Consider the following 17,982-nt stretch of genomic DNA (forward strand, 5'->3'; position numbering starts at 1 on the left):
CTACTCCGATCGAGTCTTGCCAGGCTTTCGGTAGTTGGTCTTGTTTCCGGCCCAGTCGTCCCAGGCTGCAGATGGCCGCGCTAGTCGCTGCATCAAGCGTTGCCAGGAAATGCTTTCATGACCATCGGCCTCGAGCTGCGAGCGGATGTAATCGATGTAGTTATCGCTCATGTCCACGCCTACAACGTTTCGGTCGTAAGCGAGAGCCGTAAAGATCGAGGTCCCGCTTCCCACAAACGGATCCAGGACGTGTCCGCCCACAGGGCTGCCAATCTCAATACAACGACGCACAAGCTCGGAAGGGAAAGCGGCGTTGTGCTTCGCACGCCTACTACGCTCAATAGGAATGTTCCAAACATCCTCCTCCCTGAGCATTGAACGATCAAAGCTGTAAAAACGGCTTTTAGTGAACATGAAGACATGTTCGTATTGCCGGTGAGGGCGATCCCGAGCTGTAGGCTCGACAAACGCGTTGCAACGATTCCAAATGATGGCACTCCTCAGTGTCCAGCCGCGATTCTGCATTTCAAACGCGACCTTCCATGGGATACCGATCATGCTCTTTTTTGGAATATCCCATCCACTTACGTCGACAGGCCGGACCTTGGTGCGAAAGAAATTCCGCGACGAACACTTTGGATCGCTTCCGTGCGGCTGACCATTGCCGGAATAATAGGTGTCACCGATGTTGAGAAAGAAAATTCCCTCCGGGTGAAGGGTACGCTTCACCTCGTCGAAGACTTCCATGAGCTTCTCAATGTACGCCTCAACCGACTCCTCGTGCCCCAACTGCCCGTCATAGCCGTAATCACGCACCCAGTAGTACGGGGGGGAGGTAACGGCCACGTTGAAGGTGTCGGACGGCAGCAGGCGTAGTGATGAGGCAGAGTCACCGTGGAGCAAACCGGCCATATGGCGGGTAGTTGTTGCGAAGCTCGAATGACCTACTCCTGTACCAGGGGCATCTTTCGGGTCAACAGAAGCGTTCTTGGCTGAGAGTAAATTTGGTGCCATTCGTCAAACCTTACTAAGAGTAGCGGGGAACCCGCGCATGACTTTAATGCGACAGATTCGCACAAACGGAGACTTGCCTGAGTGCTCACCTGGCTCTGGCTTCACCCCAGGGCATACCGGAGTCATCCTACGGCATTTGCCAACCCCACAAGGTTGAGCTAGGCGGTCAGCTTGGCTGCCTTGAGGCCAACCTCGTCGCGAACTTGCAGCCGGTCTTGGCCTCCACCTCTTCCAGCGACACTCCCTCGTTCAGCTCGACCAGCGTCAGGCCCCTGCTCTTCTCGACCTCGAACACCGCCAGATCGGTGATGATCAGGTCGACCACCTCCTTGCCCGTCAGCGGCAGATCGCACTGGATCTTGATCTTGGGCGAGCCGTCCTTCGCGGTCTGCTACATCAGCACCACCACGCGCTTGACGCCGCTGACCAGGTCCATCGCGCCGCCCGGGTCCTTGACCATCTTGCGCGGCACCATCCAGTTCGCCAGGTCGCCGGTGGCCGAAACTTCCAGGCCGCCCAGGATCGACAGGTCGATGTGCCCGCCGCGGATCATCGCGAACGAGTCGGCGCTGGAGAAGAAGCTCGAGCCGGGCAGGGTGGTGATGGTCTGCTTGCCGGCGTTGATCAGGTCCGGGTCGATCCGGTCCTCGGTGGGGAACGGGCCGATGCCGAGCAGGCCGTTCTCCGACTGCAGGATCACGTCCATGCCCTCGGGGATGTAGTTGGCCACCAGCGTCGGGATGCCGATGCCCAGATTCACGTGGAAGCCGTCGCGCAATTCCTTCGCGGCGCGCCGGGCCATGCCCGTGCGGGTCGGGTTTTCCTTGCCGGTGTTGGCGCCGGCGATGGTGCGGAATTCGATCCGCTTTTCGTACTTCTCGCGATGCGGTCGACATAGATGCCCGGCACGTGCACGTTGTTCGGATCGAGCTCGCCCACCTCGATCAGATGCTCCACCTCGGCCACGCAGACCTTGCCGCAGGTGGCGATCATCGGATTGAAGTTTCGCGCGGTCTCGCGGAGTACCAGGTTGCCCAGCCGGTCACCCTTCCACGCCTTGGCGATGGAAGCGTCCGCGTGGATGGCCTCCTTCAGCACGTATTCCTTGCCGTCGAACACCTTGGTTTCCTTGCCCTCGGCCATCTTGGTGCCGAACGCTGTGCGCGTGTAGAAACCGGGGATGCCGGCACCGCCGGCGCGCAGCTTTTCGGCCAGTGTGCCCTGCGGAGTGAGGTGCAGCTCGAGCTCGCCGGCTAGCACCTGGCGCTCGAATTCCTTGTTCTCGCCCACGTAGGAGGCGTACACGCGCTTGACTCGGCGGGTCTTGAGCAGCGGACCCATCCCGAAGTCGTCCACGCCGGCGTTGTTGCCGACGATGGTCAGCCCCTTCGTGCCCGCTTCCAGCTGCGCACCGATGAGGTTCTCGGGGGTGCCGCACAGGCCGAAACCGTCCGCGGCGATCGTCATGTCGTCGATCAGCAGGCCGTGCAGCGCGGCCCTGGCGTCGGGGTAAGCCTGGTCCATCGCTCTGCCTTGTTCAGAGATCAACTGGAGAGGATACCTCCCAGGCTGATCGCTGGGCGAAGGCCGTCCAGCTGGTGATCCACAGCGGGGCTGAGCGTGATTGGAGAGCGCGCCGCTGCGGTGTTGGCTGCCCACAGAAGCTCAAGCCAAAAAAATTTCAGACACATATCACCGCGTTGGACCCACAGCCAGCGGGTCTGCGCCAACGCTCCGCACCGTAGCGTCTTACATGAGAAGAAAAATGAACGGGAAACTTGAAACGGTCTGCTGCGTGCTAGCCGTGGCCACCGCTTTGCTTGTCGGCATTGTCAACGGCACAAGCTGCGACAGCTTCCGAGCACCCTGACTAAACGAACCGCTAGCTCAGTAGCCGTGGCTCGGACCCCTCCGAGCCACGGCTACTGCTTGAAAACGCTAACCGCGAGGTAACGGAATGCACCTTGTTGAAACGATGGCCTACGCCGGCGATGTCCCTTGGCACGGCTTGGGCAACAGACTTGCTCCGCAGCAATCCATTGATAGCTGGAAAAGGCAGGCTGGGATGGACTGGCGGATCGAAACATCAGAAGTCCAATACGTCTCCGGCAGCCGGCAATGCGGCAGCGACCACACGTTCCCGGGCCAGCGTGTGCTTTACCGATCTGATACCAAGGCACCACTGGCGGTCGTATCCAAGCGGTTTCACGTGGTGCAACCGGGTGAGATCCTTGAGTTTTATCGCGACCTCACTACTCAAAGCGGCTTCGAACTGGAGACGGCAGGGGTCCTGCGCGGGGGGCGTAAATTTTGGGCGCTGGCGAAAACCGGCCAGAGCGCGTTGCTCAAGAAGGAGGACCGCGTGGATGGCTACCTGCTGTTGGCTAAAGCATGCGATGGCACGCTAGCTACGACAGCCCAGTTCACCTCCGTGAGGGTGGTTTGCAACAACACCCTGTCCATCGCCCTCGGGGACAACCAAGGGGCGATCAAGGTTCCACATCGTAGTCACTTCGATGCTCTTGCAGTCAAGCGTCAGCTGGGTATCGCCACGTCTTCATGGGATGCGTTCGCCGCCCGTATGCGGGCCCTGGTAGAGCGGCCAGTTGATCCCGACACCGTAGAAGGCCTATTGCGCCGGGTGCTCACCTACCCAGCGCCCGAGGGTAAAGCTGCCGTGGTCAATGAGCAGGCCGTCTCGGCAGTCCGTTCTCTTTACGAGGGGGACGGTAGAGGCGCACTGATGGCATCCAGTCGCGGCACCGCCTGGGGTGTACTGAACAGCGTTACCGAGTTCATCGACCACCACCGCAGAGCACGTAGTGCGGATCATCGACGCGACGCAGCCTGGTTTGGCCATGGTGCGCAGATAAAACAGCGTGCCTGGAACGAGGCGCTCAGCCTGCTGGCGTGAGGGAGACTGCGATGGGATTGGATATGTATCTAGAAGCTCGACGGCACGTCCCCCTTCACGATCCGCACAAAGCTGCCACACGCAGCGCCCTTGCGGGGGCCATCGGCTATGTGCCACCCAAAGAAAAGCCAGGGCGAAGCGAGGACCTTCTGGAAGTCAGTGACGTAGTTGTCCGCGTTGGGTACTGGCGGAAGTTGCGAAGCTTGCACCAGTGGTTCGTGCACCACGTCCAAGGCGGCAGCGACGATTGCCGCCCCGCCTTCGTGGACAAGGAGTCTCTAGGAGCGCTGCAGGCGCTTTGCGAGCGCGCTACCGAGACCCCATGGCCGGCCCCAGAGCCGACCAACCCTTTCGGGGTCGGTTACCTGGACGCACAGGAAGTCCGCTACACCCTGGAGATCCTTGGGCATGCCATCAACATGACGGACCAAGGGTGGGATATCTACTACCGCGCCAGTTGGTGAAGCACTGAAGTGAGTCGCATGACACCCGGCCTCTGGCCGGGTTCTTTTTTTGCATCTACAGCGGCGGCACGCATCGGTCGCACCCGACGCTCGCATAACTTCTGCCCCCTGGACACGTCCGGCGCCTTGCGGCCATCGGCTCCGCCACGGGCAAGGTCACCGCGAAGTTAGTTCCTGTAGCAACCGGAGGAACTAACTTCCACGCCCGGTCAGGCCCCGCCAGGGGAAAGAAAGGTACTTCAAGTGGATCAAGTAATTTTTCCGCGCCGCGCAGCGCCCTACAGTCCGGGGACCTCGCAAGCAAAGGAGTAAGAAGAACATGCAGGTAGTCGAGACTACCGGCCCGCGCATTCTGAGGATCAAAGAGGTCCAAGGCCGCATCGGTTTCGGAAGGTCGACCATTTACAACCTTATCAATCCTCGATCGTCGCGTTTTGACCCGATGTTTCCCCTGCCCGTGAAGCTCGGAGCCACTTCTATTGGGTGGATTGAATCCGAAGTTTCCGATTGGATTCGCTCTCGCGCCAATGCTCGAGCTCGTCAACAGAAAGGCGACGCATAACACCAACTTTCCGCACTGGGAGGCGCTCCTTAAAACAATTCATGAACCCAAGGAGACGCGCAAGCCAGATGAAACGGCTTTTTCTTGAAGAGCTGGATTTGGGATCCTATATCTTCTGTTTTCTGTTTCTTTATGTTTCCCCATATTCCTCCTCTCTGCTGTCCTGGCTTATGTGCGTTCATCACCTAACCTAGACGAGGCAGTGCTAACCAATGGCAGTGCGTGCCTAGCCGCACGCACTGCCGAGGAAAAGCGGAGCAATGAAGGACAAGGACAGATTAATCGAGCGCCAATGGCGTGCTAGCACGGCATCCTGGCAAGATGGGATGCTTATCATCCACCACGAATACGACTACCCGAGAGAGATCATTGAAATTGACTCGCTGATGCGTGAAGTCGCTAAGTCAGACGAACAGTTCTTTTCCACGGAACTATGCAGATGGAGGAAGCGCTACATAGTCAAAGTGACGCCCATGGGGAGGCGACTTTTAACTTGCCTTACCTTTGACTTGCGCTCCATAGCAGCGCTGTTCAGCCAGAATAAGCTATCCCCGTACTTCACCCTGTTCTCGAACAAGGTCATCGATACTTCAATCTGTAAACAAGATCTCGCCGCAGACACCGTCGACGCCTTTAATTCTTGGATCCGCGATCTCCGCTACGCAGCACGGGAAAGCGGATTCCAAAAATCAATCGACGATCAAGAGCGAGCAGCACGCAAGAATGCCGCAAGCCTTCTGAAGTACATTCGGGAACTGCATGAGATGTTTGCAAAGCTGGTTGTTGTCAGACTCGACTTGGGCTACAGCAAGGAATATCGTGAGGAGCTGGAAGACAAGGAGCTTAACCCATCAACTGTCAAGAAGCATTTTAAGCAGCTCCTCAAGTATCTTCGGCGTAAATTTCCCACGTTGGTTGGGTACGTGTGGAAGCTCGAATACGGCACACTGAAGTCATATCACTACCACCTGATGCTTTTGTTCAACGGGCACGAGGTCCGGAAGGATGTCACGCTCGGCCAACTGGTAGGCGAGCATTGGGTGAATGTGGCTACTGAAGGTAGCGGCACGTATTGGAACTGTAACGCCAGGAAGGACACCTACTCGAAGCTTGGGTTACTTGGCATAGGGACGATCAGATACTCAGACACCGAACTCCGCGCAGGGCTAGAAAAGGCAGCCCTGTACCTGGCAAAGGTGGACTATTACGTGAAGTTGAACGCACCCGATGTGGGGCGAACATTCGGGAAAGGAGCTTTAATTCGCCGCACGGGAGCACGTAGAGGCAGACCACGCACTTTAGCTGCTGAGAGCCCAGCAAAGATCACCCTGACAGGCCCCACAGGCAGCTACAATGGAGATGCTCAGACCCTCACAGTTCGTGGCGCTTAGGCGCCACGGTTTTTTTTCGCCCTCTCCGAATGCCGCCTTCGACCACTCGTTCCACAGCGGCCCGAACATCTTCGTCCGTTCGGGTCCAGTCACGGATCAGCTTCGCGAAGTTCGTACTTCTGCCGTGCCCTTTCTTTCTATGGCTAACAGGAGACAGGAAAGCGGCTGTCTCCGCAAGGTCGGGCCTAAAGGAGTCAACCTTTGGCTTTAAATCCTTGATAACCTCGGCAACTGATGGAAAGCTGCTCTCTTGAAACTCTGATAGCCATTCAAGAACCTTGCTGCGCAAGGGTTTGAAAGCTCCCGCCTGTGTTTCACCGCCTTTCGAGGACCGCTCCGTTGCTGTCGCAGGGCCTGAGGCCATGCCAAAGTAGTAGTGGCAACGCAGTAGCGCCGCCCAGCTTCGAGCATCGTCCCGTAAGTGATCGTGCGCTACCGCGGCCTCGATCCAATATGCGACTGCTAACGAGAGCGAACCGAACGCCTCAGGCTCGTCAAGCGGCGGGATTTCAATGAGGGCCTCCAGCTTCGATGCGTTCCTCTTCTGGTCCTTACTGCCTAGCCAGTCGCATATGCCGTTCCAGAATTCCTCAAAGGACACACCACTACGGTGCTCAGCGCGCGTCCTGTACTGGCGCTGGATCCGCCACTGTGTCGCCTTGAGGCAATCGGCCAAGGAAGGAGTGGGACCGTCGCTGTAATAGAGTCCAGTCAAGAACACCGGTTTTCGCTCGATCGGATAGATAGCGGCGCGCCGACGGGCAGGCTGGGAACGCTAGCGTGCTTAGCTCAGCGGACCCGCTCACCCAGCAGGTTCTGTGGAAGCCTTCAACGTGTCTAAGTAATCAGCCCACTCCTGCATGATTTTCCGGCGCTCGGGCAGATGTTGCGCCTTATTGTAGACGCCTGAAACGCCGGGCTCCTTATGCGAGAGCTGACGCTCTAGAGCTTCGGGATTCCAGCCGCGCTCGCCCAGCAGAGTCCGAGCCATGTGGCGAAAACCGTGTCCGGTGATGACGCCCTTGTAGCCGATGCGCGCCAAGGCAGCATTCAGCGCACCATCCGACATATTGCGACCGACGCTGCGGGCTCCGGGGAACAAATATCGCCCGCGGCCTGTCACCTGGCGCAGCTCACGAAGGATCGCTATCGCCTGGGACGAGAGGGGGACGATATGGGGTGCCGTTTTGGGATTCTCTTTCTCAGCCTTACGGAGCTTCCGAATCCGCGGAGGTATGGCGTATGCCGGATGTTCCCCGTCCAAGTCGAAGTCAGCCCATTCCGCCTGACGAATCTCGCCAGGCCGGCAAAACCACAACGGGGCCAGTCTAAGGGCGCAGGATACGACAAAGGTGCCGGTGAAGGCGTCAATGGCTCGCATGAGCTCGCCGACTTGCCTAGGGTCAACGATCGTTGGGTAGTTTTGTGGCTGGCGGGCAGGCAACGTATCCCGAAGATCGGCAGCGGGGTCTCGGACCGCCCGCTCTGTGGCCACTGCGTACCTGAAGATACGGCTCAGTTGATGACGCAGTCGGTGAGCCTGCTCGACGTGGTTCCGCTTGATCAGGCGGGCTAGGAGCGGCCGAATCTCAGTGACCCCGACGCTTGCAACGGGCAGAGCTCCAATCCACGGAAACGCATGGTTCTCCAGGCGCCCTCGTTCCTTTTCGTACTGAGTAGTCGTCCATTCGCGCTGCCTAAGCGCCAGCCATTCGCGTGCCACCACCTCGAAGCTGTTCGCCGCACGGTCCACTCCGGCCGCTCTCTCAGCCTTACGGTGCTCGCCTGGATCGACGCCATTCGCAAGCAGCTTACGCGCAGCATCACGCCGCTCCCGAGCATCCTTCAACCCGGTATCCGGGTAGGTTCCCATGCTTAGGGTCTTGCGCTTGCCCGTGAACCGGTAGTCCAGGCGCCACCAGCGCGAGCCATTCGGGTTCAACAGAAGGTAGAGCCCGCCACCGTCTGCCATCTTCCGAGGCTTGGTAGTGGGCTTCGCGCTGCGTATAGAGATGTCGGTAAGGGGCATGACGGTAGCACCTACGGCAGTGGGGTAAGCTACCGCCGAATCTACCGTCGCCTTCCGCCCGATCACAATGGAAGAGAGCGGATGCCGCTGGACGCCCTAGAGGCCTTCAACCCTTGATATAACTGGGTTTCTTGGATGCCGACGGACGTCACTAGACTAGTTCGTGGTGGCTATGGGTGGACTCGAACCACCGACCCCAGCATTATGAGTGCTGTGCTCTAACCGGCTGAGCTACATAGCCATGGGGCGTCGTCGGCGCGGGGCGCCAACGGAGCCCGGCAGTGTAATTGGGGCACCCGGCCGGTTCAAGCCTCTTCGCTTTCCGACCTCACGCGCGCTATGGTTGGCCTCGAAGCTCCTGGCCGCTGCAAGCGCGGCACGCGGGCGCGAGGAGGCGTCATGATCGATGCGGATGGCTATCGCCCGAACGTAGGCATCGTGCTGCTGAATGCGGACGGCCGCCTGTTCTGGGCACGCCGCGTCAGCCACGACGGCTGGCAGTTCCCGCAGGGCGGCATGCGCAGCGACGAGACCCCGCTGGAGGCCATGTACCGCGAATTGGCCGAAGAGACCGGCCTGCTCCCCGAACATGTCGAAGTGGTCGCCAGCACCCGCGGCTGGCTGCGCTATCGGCTGCCCAACCGCTACGTGCGCCACCACCAGAGGCCCACCTGCATCGGCCAGAAACAGGTGTGGTTCCTGTTGCGCCTGGTCGGCGGCGAGGACGCGCTCAAGCTCGACGCCTGCGACAAGCCGGAATTCGACATCTGGCGCTGGGTCGACTTCTGGTACCCGGCGGTGCACGTAGTCAACTTCAAGCGCCAGGTCTACGAACGGGCGCTGCGCCATTTCGCGCCGCTGGTGGAGGAGCTGCTGAGCGTCCAGCTGGGCGCCCTGCCACGCGCCGCCGAGGGTCCTCGACCGGGCAGCCGTGCGGTCGCCTGAACGCGGCCGAGGAATCTAGTTGACAATCATTCGCATTCGCGCTGGAATGCGCGCCATGTACATCTGCCTCTGCAACGCCGTGACCGACGGCGACATTCGCCGCGCCGTCGCCGATGGCGTGCGCACCTTCGCCGAACTGCAGGCGCGTACCGGCTGCTCGGACTGCTGCGGCTGCTGCGAACCCGAAGCGCGCGCCACGCTGGACGCCGCGCTGGCGCAGGTGACGTTCCCGCTGCCGCTGGTCACCGCCTGATCCGCCGCGGGCGGACCCGAAACGCAACCATTCGCGTTTCTACCCGCGGGCGTCCAAGCCCGTATAGTCACCGGTCGACCCTGCACCGGAGACTTCCCCATGAAAGGCGACGCCAAGGTCATCGAGTACCTCAACAAGGTGCTGTACAACGAACTGACCGCGATCAACCAGTACTTCCTGCATTACCGCATGTTCAAGGACTGGGGCTACGGCGAGCTGGCCGGGCACGAGTACAAGGAATCGATCGAGGAGATGAAGCACGCCGATCACCTGATCGAGCGGATCCTGTTCCTCGACGGGCTGCCCAACCTGCAGCACCTGGGCAAGCTGCGCATCGGCGAGAACGTGCTGGAGTGCATCCAGGGCGACCTGGACCTGGAGCTGGCCGCCGCGATCGATCTTCGTGCCGCGATCGCGCACAGCGAAGGCATCGCCGACTACGTCAGCCGCGACCTGTTCAAGAACATCCTGCACGACGAGGAAGAGCACATCGACTGGCTCGAGACCCAGCTCAACCTGGTCAAGGACATCGGCGCCGAGCGCTACCTGCAGAGCAAGATGGGCGGCTGAGTCCGTCCGTTCCGGGCAGCATCGGTTGCGCAAAGCGTGCGGCCGTTCCTTGACGCTTTCGTCACGCTGCCGCTATACCGGTCGCCCCAGCAGTGCCGGACTTTCACATGGCTTCACGCCCGCCCCCCCGCTTCGTCGTGCGCCCGCACGATGAGGCGAGCCTGCGCCGCCGCCGGCTGTGGCTGGGCGTGGCCTGGCTCGTCAGCGTGCTGCTGACGGGCGGTGTGGTCGGCACGCTGGCATGGCGCACGACGCCCGCCGCGGTCGACCATCGCGAGGCCAGAAAGCTTTCCGCCGAGAACGAACAGCTCAAGCAGCAGATTGCCAATCTCAAGCGCGCGCAGCAGGTCACCGACATCGCGACCAAATCGCTGCGCGGCACGCTCACCGAGCGCGACGAGGAAATCAACGGCCTGCGCGCGGACCTCGGTTTCTATTCGCGCCTGGTCGGCGGCAACGCACAGCGTGAAGGCCTCAAGGTGCAGGAAGTGCAGCTGCGCCCGGTCAACGGCTCGCACGCCTGGAACCTCGCGCTCAGCCTGACCCAGAACGCCAAGCGCGGCAGCGACGTCAGCGGCACCGTGACACTCAGCGTCGAAGGGGTGCGCGGCGACAAGGTGGTGGCCCTGGGCTGGTCCCAGCTCGGCGACGCAGCGCAGCAGGACGGTCTGCCGTTCCGCTTCCGCTATTTCCAGCAGCTGCATGCCACGTTCATGTTGCCGGCCGACTTCAAGCCCACGCGGCTGCGCATCCACGTCAAACCCGAGGATGGCGACGCCGTCGACCGCGCCGTGGCGTGGAACGACGCGCTGTCGGGCAACCTCACCACGATCGAAAGGGGAAACTGACCATGTTCAACCGACGCCGCACCGACCGTCCCGACGGCAGCAACGACACCAGCCTGATCGCCCGCGGTACGGTGATCCGCGGCGACCTGCGCTTCAGCGGCGCATTGCACCTGGATGGCCGCATCGAGGGCACCGTGCTGGCCGACGGCGAGGATGCGGTGTTCACCGTGAGCGAGTATGGCCAGGTGCAAGGCGACATCCACGTGCCGCACGTGATCGTCAACGGCTCCGTGCAGGGCGACATCCACGCCGGCGAGCGGCTGGAACTCGCGCCGCTGGCGCGCATCACTGGCGACGTGCACTACCGCACGCTGGAAATGGCCGGCGGCGCGCAGGTGAACGGTCGCATGAGCCATCGCGTCGAGCCGGTCGCGCGCGAGCTGCCCTCGCCGGCACAGCCGGACGCGGAACTGGACGAGGCCGTGCCGGCCTGACACCCGGGGGGAAGCAGCGTCGCGAGCGCCCGCGGCCCGGCAGGCGTTATCCTTGAGATCGTGCCCCTGCAACCGCACATTCGCCCCATGGAAACCCTCGTCCCGATTCCCGACTACCGCCAGGCCAACGCACCGCTGGTGTTCACCGAGGCCGCCGCGCGCAAGGTGCACGAGCTGATCGTCGAGGAGGGCAATCCCGCGCTGAAGCTGCGCGTGTACATCTCCGGTGGCGGCTGCTCGGGCTTCCAGTACGGCTTCACCTTCGACGAAGCCCAGGCCGAGGACGACTTCGCGCTCGATCGCGAAGGCGTCACCCTGCTGGTCGACCCGCTCTCGCTGCAATACCTCACCGGCGCCGAGATCGACTACGCCGAAAGCCTGTCCGGCGCCCAGTTCGTGATCCGCAATCCGAACGCCAAGACCACCTGCGGCTGCGGCTCCTCGTTCTCCACCTGAGCCGCATGGCCGCGCCCGTCACCAACATCTTCGCCGGCCTGAGCCTGGTGCTCGACCGCATGGCCGAGCGCCGCGACCAGGACGCCTGGATCGCCGAACAATGCGGCTGCGGGCAGGCACGTTATCTGGTGCTGGATCCCTCCGGCGAAAGTTACCTCGTGCGCGAGGCAGAGCGCCTGCGCTGGCTGGGTGAAGCGGAGCGGCGCGAGCTGTTCGCCGACGTACCCGCCAGCCTGCTGGGCATCGCCGAAGGCTGCCCGCATTTCTTGCTCGCACTGGATGAGCCACGCCTGGCCGACGCCCTCGAGGACCGTCTGGCCGCCCGCCGTATCGGCCTGCGCGAGGCCGGCCTTCGCCTGCCCGCCGCCGAGGCGGGACTGTTCGCCTATGCCAAAGGCCTGGCGCACTGGCAGCGCGAGACGCGCTTCTGCAGCGGTTGCGGCGCGCCACTGGAGCGGGTAGCCGCGGGCCATCGCATGCGCTGCACCAACGCGGCGTGTGGCCGGCTCCACTTTCCGCGCACCGATGCGGCGATCATCACCATCGTCGAACACCAGGGCGCCTGTCTGCTCGGGCGCCAGGCGAGCTGGCCCAGGGCCCGCTGGTCGGCGCTGGCCGGCTTCGTCGAGCCGGGCGAATCGCTGGAAGACGCCGTGCGCCGCGAAGTGGCCGAGGAAGCGGGCGTGCGCGTCGGCGACGTGCACTACCACTCCTCGCAACCCTGGCCGCTACCCGCGTCGTTGATGGTTGGCTTCGTCGCCCAGGCGATCGACACGGCGATCGACCTGCGCGACGGCGAGCTGGAAGAGGCGCGCTGGTTCACGCCCGCGCAGATTGTCGACGGACTGGCCGACGGCAGCTTCGCCACGCCGTCGCGGTTGTCGGTCTCCTACCAGCTATTGGCGCACTGGTTGCGCGAACGCGCCGGGCTCGAGCTCGACGAGCTTACTGCCGACCCCCTGTAGGAACGCACCCGTGCGCGACCCGACGGCCGCGCCATGCCTGGCGGTCGCGCACAGGTGCGCTCCTGAAGGGCGAGCGCAACGCTTGCCCTAGAATGGTCGGGCGTACCAAGGAAACCTTCTGATGGCCCTCAGCCTGCTTGCCGCCCTCCTCGCCCTCGGCCTCCTGCACCTGCTGCCCCAGCTTGCACAGTGGCGCGGCGATGGCGTGTTCCGCGGCTGGGTCCGGCATCTGGACGACACCGCCGGGCGGGGGCGCGTGCTGCTGACGCTGGTGGTGCCGGCCGTGCTCTGCCTGCTGCTGGCCGAGCTGTTCGGCCGCCTGCCGCTCGGCGGCTTCCTGCAGTTGGCGTTCGCGGTCGTGGTGTTGCTCTACGGGCTGGGCCCGCACGCATTCGAGGCCGATCTGGAAGCGATCCTGCACGCGCCTGATCCGGTCGCCCGGCAGGTTGCCGCGCAGCGCCTGGCCGAGCCGGGCGCGCAGGTCGTGTGGAACGCGCACGCGCTGGGCGAGGCGGTGGCGCTCGCCGCGTTGCGGCGGCGCTTCGGGGTGCTGTTCTGGTTCTTCGTGCTGGGGCCGGCCGGCGCCTTGCTCTACCGGCTGGCGCAAACGCTGGGTCGTGACGACACACTGGCACTCGATGCCGCCAGCCGCAGCCACGCTCGCTACGTCGCCAACGCGCTGGACTGGCTGCCTGCGCAGCTGCTGGTGTTCACCCTGGCACTGGTCGGCCACTGGGATGCGGTGATGTCCGCCTGGCATCGCTGGCGACTGCACGCGGCACCGACCAGCTGGTACACCCACGGTCCGGATTTCCTGGCGGCCGCCGCCTGCGCCGACATCGAGGTGGAGATCGAGGCCGGCGACGGCTATGCCGAGGAACGCACCGATCCGCTGCTGGAACTGGCGCGCATGCGTGGCGCCTTCCTGCGGGCCCTGCTGGCGTGGCTGAGCGTGGTCGCGCTGATCGTCCTGGGTGGCTGGCTCACCTGACGCCGTGACGCTAGCGGCAGCCCCCATGCGGGCGATGCTTTGTGCCGTCCCACGCAGGAGCATCCACCACACGTAGGCGCCTGCGAAACAGGAACCTCAGGCCAGCGTGCCGCGCAGCTCGCGCACGCGCGCTTCCAGTACATCCAGCCGCAGCCGTTCGGGCAGCACCGGCGCATCCACCACCAGTTCCACCCGCGCGCGGAACCGCCGCGGCAGGCGCGCCCGTCCCAGCCGCGTGTCGCGGCGGCTCCACACGCTGCCCCACAATCCGCGCAGCGCCATCGGCACTACCGGCACCTGCCGCCGCTCGAGGATGCGCAACACGCCCGGGCGGAACGGTCCGATTTCGCCGTCGCGGGTGAGCCCGCCCTCGGGGAAGATGCACACCACTTCGCCGGCGGCGAGCGCCTGGTCGATCGCCTCGTAGGCCGCCGCCAGCACGGCCGGATCCTCCTTCTGGCCGGCGATCGGGATGGCCTTGGCCGTGCGGAAGATGAAGCGCAGCAGTGGGATGTTGAAGATCCGGTAGTACATGACGAAGCGCGCGGGGCGGCGCAGGTTAGCCATCAGCAGCAGCGGGTCCATGAAGCTGACGTGGTTGCACACCAGCAGCGCCGGCCCTTCCTCCGGCACGTGGCGCATGCCTTCCACGCGCACGCGGTAGAGCGTGTTGACCAGCACCCAGGTGATGAAGCGCATCGGGAACTCGGGCACCAGCGTGAAGATGTACGCCGCCACCGCCACATTGAGCAGCGCCGCGCCAAGGAAGGTCTCCACCGCATCGAAACCCAGGGCACCGAGGCCCAGCCCGAAACCCGCCGCCAGCACGATCAGCAGCGCGTTGACGATGTTGTTGCCCGCGATGACGCGCGAGAGCTGCTCGCGCGGCGCGCGCGCCTGCACGAAAGCAAACAGCGGCACCACGTAGAAGCCGGCGAACACGCCGATCAAGGTCAGGTCCAGCGCCACGCGCCAGCTGCCCGCGCCGCGCAGGAACGCCAGCCAGTCGAGCCCCTGCGCCAGCGCCGCGCCGTGCCGTGCGAAGTACAGGTCCACGCCGAACACGGTCAGGCCGAACGCGCCCAGCGGCACCAGGCCGATCTCCACGCGCCTGCCCGACATCCGTTCGCACAGCAGCGCACCGACGCCCGTGCCGATCGAGAACAACGTAAGCACCAGCGTATTGACCGAGCCGTCGCCGCCGAGCGTCTCGCGCGTGTAGTTGGGCAACTGCGCGATCAGCACCGTGCCGAAGAACCAGAACCAGGAGATGCCGAGCACAGCGTTGAACACCGCACGGTCGCGCCGCACGATGCCGAGTACACGCGCGGTCTCGCTGAGCGGATTCCAGTTGAACTTCAGTTCCGGCGCGGTGGCCGGCGCCGCCGGGATGCCCCGGCTGGCCAGATAACCGGCCACCGCCACGGCGATCGTGGCGGCCGAGGCCAGCCACGGCCCGATGCCGGCGACCAGCATCAGCGAGTTGCCGGCGATCATGCCCACCAGCATCGCCAGTTGCGTGCCCATCTCCACCAGCCCGTTGCCGCCGACCAGCTCGCCGGGCCTGAGCGCCTGCGGCAGGATCGCGTACTTGATAGGCCCGAAGGTGGTCGAGTGCAGACCCATCAGGAACAGCACCACCAGCAACAGCGCGGTGTCGTGCGTGTGGAAACCGATGGCCGCCAGCGCCATCGCGCCGATCTCGAACAGCTTCACCGCGCGGATGATGCGCGTCTTCTCGTACTTCTCCGCCAGTTGCCCGGCGGTGGCGGAGAACAGGAAGAAGGGCAGGATGAACAGCGCCGGCGCGAGGTTGGTGTAAAGCGACACGCTCCTGTCGTCCAGCCCCATCTGGAACGCCACCAGCATCACCAGCGCGTTGCGGAAGGCGTTGTCGTTGAACGCGCCCAGCGCCTGGGTCCAGAAGAACGGCGCGAAGCGGCGCTGGCCGAGCAGGTCGAATTGGCTCATGCGGGTCCGGGGCTGGAGGCTGGAGGCTGGAGGCTGGAGGCTGGCGCTAGCCTAGCTTGAAAGCCGGTTTCCGCCAGCCACCCGGGGTCGCGTTGCGAGGTGGCGCCAATGGGCATACCTTCGGCCGGGGAAGGTGCCGCCGGGGGGCGGATTCGCCGGATCACATGCCAGCGAAGCCTTCCGCGGCGCTCACGGCGCCCGCCTATCTGGCGCCTGCGTTTGGAGAGGGGAAAACGTGATGGACATGAGCCGGAGGTTTCTGGTCTGGGCGTTGTGCTATGCCGCCATCGGCATGGGGCTGGGCATCTACATGGCGGCCTCGCACAACCATGGGCAGCTGGTGACACACGCGCACGTGCTGCTGGTCGGCTTCGTGCTCTCGCTGGTGTACGGCATCATTCACCGGCTGTGGCTGGAAGCGCCACGCCGCGCCCTGGCCCTGACCCAGTTCGTGCTGCACCAGGTGGCGGCCATCGTGCTGCTGGCCGGCCTGTTCCTGCTCTACGGCGGCAAGGCCAGTGAACAGACGCTGGGGCCGCTGCTGGGCATCGGCTCGATCGGCGTGCTGCTGGGCATGCTGCTGATGCTCTACATGGTGGTGCGTCCGGGCACTGCCCTGGCAGTCGGACAATCACCGACGGACAAGGCGGCGATCTAGCGCCTCTTGCTATCCGACACAGGTGCCGGGGGGCTGACTGGGCCCTCAAGGCGCCAGGCCCCGTCGTCGTCGATCCTCAGGCACTGGCTGGCGGCGGCGGGGCATTGCCCGGCCAGGTGAATGCCGTCCACCGGAAGGTGCAGGCGCCAGGCCAGGCCATATTGGCCGACTGCGTAAAAGCGATGCGCATCGCGGACGGCCACCCACAGGGGCGGCTCGACTTTGCGTCGCTCCAGGTCCCGCAAGAGCCGCTCGCCCCAGCGGGCCCGCCCGATCAGGGCGGGATGATCCAGCTGCCGCGTCACCTCGACTGCCGACCACGAGGAGAGCGCCAGCAAGGAAAGGATGACCCACACGCGGGGTCCGGCAACCGAACAGTGCGCCAGCACGATGGCAGGCAAGATCGCGGCGATCGCCGCGTAATACGGATAGCTGTTCCACGCGAGCAGGAAATAGGGGCCGTATGCGATACCGGCAAAGAGCACGATGGAAAGCCACTGGCGCATGCGCAGCAGCGAACCACCCTGCCGACATGCGACCGTGGCCGCCACCAGCATCGGCAGGGCTGCCAGCGCGATCCACGCGAGGGCTCGCCAGCGGTCGCCAGTGGCGGCCATACGCACGGCCTCTCGCGGAACGCCCGCCATCCAGCCGGCGAACGCAACCGCGTTGCGAACCACGTTGCGACCGAAGGTCAGTTCGTAGGCTGCATCGACCTGCGTCGTGAAGTGCGCACGCAGCAGCAGCCAGATCGCTGTGACCGCCGTGCAGGCGAGTACCGCCACCACCTCGCCGGTGCGCACCCGCAGCTGCCCGGTGAACAGCCGCAGGACCGCCATCAGGACCACCGTCAACGCGGCAGACTCCTTGCTCAACAGCGCCAAGGCCAGCGTCAGGGGCATGCTCGCCAGCAACAGGAAGCGGCGCAGTCCCACCGCGCCGGACGCCCCCACCCAGGCGGCCAGGCAAAGGGTGGTGAACAACGTCAGGAGCGAATTGTTGGCGGCCGCGGCCCAGTGCACCGGAAGCAGGTGCATGCCCAGCCCGGCATAGATCACGCCCGCGAGCGCCGCCGTCGACCGGGCCATCGCCCACCTGCAGGCACGGGCGATGGCAAGGGCCAGCAGGAAGACACCCGCGCTGGCCAGCAGATGAAGAGCCAGGCTGACCATGTGGGTGGCAAGCGGGCTGTCGTGGAACACCCCGTCGATCAGGCGCCAGTAGCCTTCCTGGGAGAGCGGCCGCCAGAACCTGGGAAGCGCCGTCGGCGCGAAATCGGACCACCAGGGAGCCGGCGAGGCATTCGCCGCATGGGCCGCGTAGATGTAAAGGTAGTCATCCCCCCAGAAGGGCGTGCGCAAAGCCGGCAGCCACATGAGGAGCACGGAGGCGCCCAGCAGTGCGATGCCGATCCGGAGGGTCGAGCGCGGGTGGTCGAGCATTCCCTTTGTCGTCATCACGCCTGCCTCGTCGCTTCCTGCCGATCCGTAGGGGGTGGGCGACAAGCGCGCCGCCGC

The 17,982-nt window shown here is 63.9% G+C and carries 19 protein-coding genes, 1 tRNA gene and 1 pseudogene; 13 read left to right on the top strand and 8 right to left on the bottom strand.

Features of this window, described 5'->3' with window-relative positions; genetic code table 11:
- The 3 genes and pseudogenes from ACFWZU_RS07860 to ACFWZU_RS07870 form a co-directional block, all read right to left on the bottom strand.
- Positions 1-1,014 carry a DNA-methyltransferase gene (locus ACFWZU_RS07860; RefSeq protein WP_439700871.1) on the bottom strand — a complete coding sequence of 338 codons (1,014 nt, stop codon included), beginning with the start codon at positions 1,012-1,014 and terminating at the stop codon, positions 1-3.
- A gap of 166 nt (positions 1,015-1,180) precedes the next feature.
- Positions 1,181-1,816 (bottom strand): annotated as a pseudogene (locus ACFWZU_RS07865) (3-oxoacid CoA-transferase subunit B).
- Entirely contained in the window at positions 1,771-2,538 is a 768-nt protein-coding gene (locus tag ACFWZU_RS07870; RefSeq protein WP_439700873.1) for a CoA transferase subunit A, read from the bottom strand. The pseudogene ACFWZU_RS07865 and the gene ACFWZU_RS07870 overlap by 46 nt, the downstream one beginning before the upstream one ends.
- 433 nt (positions 2,539-2,971) lie before the next feature.
- Between ACFWZU_RS07870 and ACFWZU_RS07875 the strand changes: the two genes are divergently transcribed.
- The 4 genes from ACFWZU_RS07875 to ACFWZU_RS07890 all read left to right on the top strand — a co-directional run bounded on the left by ACFWZU_RS07875 (position 2,972) and on the right by ACFWZU_RS07890 (position 6,345).
- A complete protein-coding gene (locus ACFWZU_RS07875; protein WP_439700874.1) occupies positions 2,972-3,928 on the top strand; it encodes a DUF932 domain-containing protein in 957 nt (318 codons plus the stop codon).
- 203 nt (positions 3,929-4,131) lie between these two features.
- Positions 4,132-4,392: a hypothetical protein gene (locus ACFWZU_RS07880; protein ID WP_439700876.1), complete on the top strand. Its 261-nt coding sequence runs from the start codon at positions 4,132-4,134 to the stop codon at positions 4,390-4,392.
- A gap of 319 nt (positions 4,393-4,711) precedes the next feature.
- Positions 4,712-4,954 carry a helix-turn-helix transcriptional regulator gene (locus ACFWZU_RS07885; RefSeq protein WP_439700877.1) on the top strand — a complete coding sequence of 81 codons (243 nt, stop codon included), beginning with the start codon at positions 4,712-4,714 and terminating at the stop codon, positions 4,952-4,954.
- A 260-nt stretch (positions 4,955-5,214) separates the two neighbouring features.
- Complete coding sequence (locus tag ACFWZU_RS07890) at positions 5,215-6,345, top strand: YagK/YfjJ domain-containing protein (RefSeq protein ID WP_439700879.1); 1,131 nt, start codon at positions 5,215-5,217, stop codon at positions 6,343-6,345.
- Here ACFWZU_RS07890 and ACFWZU_RS07895 read toward each other — a convergent pair.
- The 3 genes from ACFWZU_RS07895 to ACFWZU_RS07905 all read right to left on the bottom strand — a co-directional run bounded on the left by ACFWZU_RS07895 (position 6,326) and on the right by ACFWZU_RS07905 (position 8,615).
- Complete coding sequence (locus ACFWZU_RS07895) at positions 6,326-7,060, bottom strand: hypothetical protein (RefSeq protein WP_439700881.1); 735 nt, start codon at positions 7,058-7,060, stop codon at positions 6,326-6,328. The two genes, ACFWZU_RS07890 and ACFWZU_RS07895, sit on opposite strands and share 20 nt — an antisense overlap.
- A gap of 87 nt (positions 7,061-7,147) precedes the next feature.
- The gene (locus tag ACFWZU_RS07900; protein ID WP_439700883.1) at positions 7,148-8,374 is read right to left on the bottom strand and encodes a tyrosine-type recombinase/integrase; all 1,227 of its coding nucleotides are present in this window, start codon (positions 8,372-8,374) and stop codon (positions 7,148-7,150) included.
- Positions 8,375-8,538: 164 nt separating this feature from the next.
- A tRNA-Met gene (locus tag ACFWZU_RS07905) sits at positions 8,539-8,615 on the bottom strand.
- A gap of 158 nt (positions 8,616-8,773) precedes the next feature.
- Between ACFWZU_RS07905 and ACFWZU_RS07910 the strand changes: the two genes are divergently transcribed.
- From ACFWZU_RS07910 to ACFWZU_RS07945, 8 genes are all read left to right on the top strand, one after another.
- Positions 8,774-9,319 (top strand): RNA pyrophosphohydrolase, encoded by a 546-nt coding sequence (locus ACFWZU_RS07910; protein ID WP_439700884.1) that lies wholly within the window; start codon positions 8,774-8,776, stop codon positions 9,317-9,319.
- A 46-nt stretch (positions 9,320-9,365) separates the two neighbouring features.
- Positions 9,366-9,572: a (2Fe-2S)-binding protein gene (locus tag ACFWZU_RS07915; RefSeq protein ID WP_439701175.1), complete on the top strand. Its 207-nt coding sequence runs from the start codon at positions 9,366-9,368 to the stop codon at positions 9,570-9,572.
- A 99-nt stretch (positions 9,573-9,671) separates the two neighbouring features.
- Positions 9,672-10,142, top strand: a complete 471-nt coding sequence (gene bfr / locus ACFWZU_RS07920) for a bacterioferritin (protein ID WP_439700886.1) — start codon at positions 9,672-9,674, stop codon at positions 10,140-10,142.
- A gap of 107 nt (positions 10,143-10,249) precedes the next feature.
- Positions 10,250-10,990 (top strand): DUF6776 family protein, encoded by a 741-nt coding sequence (locus ACFWZU_RS07925; protein ID WP_439700888.1) that lies wholly within the window; start codon positions 10,250-10,252, stop codon positions 10,988-10,990.
- 2 nt (positions 10,991-10,992) lie between these two features.
- Positions 10,993-11,424 (top strand): bactofilin family protein, encoded by a 432-nt coding sequence (locus tag ACFWZU_RS07930; RefSeq protein ID WP_439700890.1) that lies wholly within the window; start codon positions 10,993-10,995, stop codon positions 11,422-11,424.
- 87 nt (positions 11,425-11,511) lie between these two features.
- Entirely contained in the window at positions 11,512-11,880 is a 369-nt protein-coding gene (gene erpA / locus ACFWZU_RS07935) for an iron-sulfur cluster insertion protein ErpA (RefSeq protein WP_439700892.1), read from the top strand.
- Between the two features lie 5 nt (positions 11,881-11,885).
- Positions 11,886-12,845: an NAD(+) diphosphatase gene (gene nudC, locus ACFWZU_RS07940; protein WP_439700894.1), complete on the top strand. Its 960-nt coding sequence runs from the start codon at positions 11,886-11,888 to the stop codon at positions 12,843-12,845.
- Between the two features lie 121 nt (positions 12,846-12,966).
- On the top strand, positions 12,967-13,836 hold the full coding sequence (locus ACFWZU_RS07945; protein ID WP_439700896.1) for a beta-lactamase induction protein: 870 nt from the start codon (positions 12,967-12,969) through the stop codon (positions 13,834-13,836).
- 96 nt (positions 13,837-13,932) lie between these two features.
- Here ACFWZU_RS07945 and ACFWZU_RS07950 read toward each other — a convergent pair whose 3' ends face one another.
- Complete coding sequence (locus ACFWZU_RS07950; RefSeq protein ID WP_439700897.1) at positions 13,933-15,807, bottom strand: MFS transporter; 1,875 nt, start codon at positions 15,805-15,807, stop codon at positions 13,933-13,935.
- A gap of 244 nt (positions 15,808-16,051) precedes the next feature.
- Between ACFWZU_RS07950 and ACFWZU_RS07955 the strand changes: the two genes are divergently transcribed.
- Positions 16,052-16,465 (top strand): TonB-dependent receptor, encoded by a 414-nt coding sequence (locus tag ACFWZU_RS07955; RefSeq protein WP_439700899.1) that lies wholly within the window; start codon positions 16,052-16,054, stop codon positions 16,463-16,465.
- Here the strand turns inward: ACFWZU_RS07955 and ACFWZU_RS07960 are convergent.
- Positions 16,462-17,907 carry a hypothetical protein gene (locus ACFWZU_RS07960; RefSeq protein WP_439700901.1) on the bottom strand — a complete coding sequence of 482 codons (1,446 nt, stop codon included), beginning with the start codon at positions 17,905-17,907 and terminating at the stop codon, positions 16,462-16,464. The genes ACFWZU_RS07955 and ACFWZU_RS07960 overlap by 4 nt on opposite strands.
- Positions 17,908-17,982: the final 75 nt, after the last annotated feature.

Origin of the sequence: Frateuria sp. GZRR33 (genome assembly GCF_051900425.1) — a bacterium.
Lineage (GTDB): Bacteria > Pseudomonadota > Gammaproteobacteria > Xanthomonadales > Rhodanobacteraceae > Frateuria_A.

Coding starts and splice junctions, on each gene's coding strand:
- ACFWZU_RS07910 (WP_439700884.1), top strand. CDS start 8,774: ATGATCGATGCGGATGGCTATCGCCCGAACGTAGGCATCGTGCTGCTG.
- ACFWZU_RS07960 (WP_439700901.1), bottom strand. CDS start 17,907: ATGCTCGACCACCCGCGCTCGACCCTCCGGATCGGCATCGCACTGCTG.
- ACFWZU_RS07890 (WP_439700879.1), top strand. CDS start 5,215: ATGAAGGACAAGGACAGATTAATCGAGCGCCAATGGCGTGCTAGCACG.
- ACFWZU_RS07925 (WP_439700888.1), top strand. CDS start 10,250: ATGGCTTCACGCCCGCCCCCCCGCTTCGTCGTGCGCCCGCACGATGAG.
- ACFWZU_RS07860 (WP_439700871.1), bottom strand. CDS start 1,014: ATGGCACCAAATTTACTCTCAGCCAAGAACGCTTCTGTTGACCCGAAA.
- ACFWZU_RS07950 (WP_439700897.1), bottom strand. CDS start 15,807: ATGAGCCAATTCGACCTGCTCGGCCAGCGCCGCTTCGCGCCGTTCTTC.
- ACFWZU_RS07945 (WP_439700896.1), top strand. CDS start 12,967: ATGGCCCTCAGCCTGCTTGCCGCCCTCCTCGCCCTCGGCCTCCTGCAC.
- ACFWZU_RS07885 (WP_439700877.1), top strand. CDS start 4,712: ATGCAGGTAGTCGAGACTACCGGCCCGCGCATTCTGAGGATCAAAGAG.
- ACFWZU_RS07900 (WP_439700883.1), bottom strand. CDS start 8,374: ATGCCCCTTACCGACATCTCTATACGCAGCGCGAAGCCCACTACCAAG.
- ACFWZU_RS07930 (WP_439700890.1), top strand. CDS start 10,993: ATGTTCAACCGACGCCGCACCGACCGTCCCGACGGCAGCAACGACACC.
- ACFWZU_RS07870 (WP_439700873.1), bottom strand. CDS start 2,538: ATGGACCAGGCTTACCCCGACGCCAGGGCCGCGCTGCACGGCCTGCTG.
- ACFWZU_RS07955 (WP_439700899.1), top strand. CDS start 16,052: ATGAGCCGGAGGTTTCTGGTCTGGGCGTTGTGCTATGCCGCCATCGGC.
- erpA (WP_439700892.1), top strand. CDS start 11,512: ATGGAAACCCTCGTCCCGATTCCCGACTACCGCCAGGCCAACGCACCG.
- ACFWZU_RS07915 (WP_439701175.1), top strand. CDS start 9,366: ATGCGCGCCATGTACATCTGCCTCTGCAACGCCGTGACCGACGGCGAC.
- ACFWZU_RS07875 (WP_439700874.1), top strand. CDS start 2,972: ATGCACCTTGTTGAAACGATGGCCTACGCCGGCGATGTCCCTTGGCAC.
- bfr (WP_439700886.1), top strand. CDS start 9,672: ATGAAAGGCGACGCCAAGGTCATCGAGTACCTCAACAAGGTGCTGTAC.
- nudC (WP_439700894.1), top strand. CDS start 11,886: ATGGCCGCGCCCGTCACCAACATCTTCGCCGGCCTGAGCCTGGTGCTC.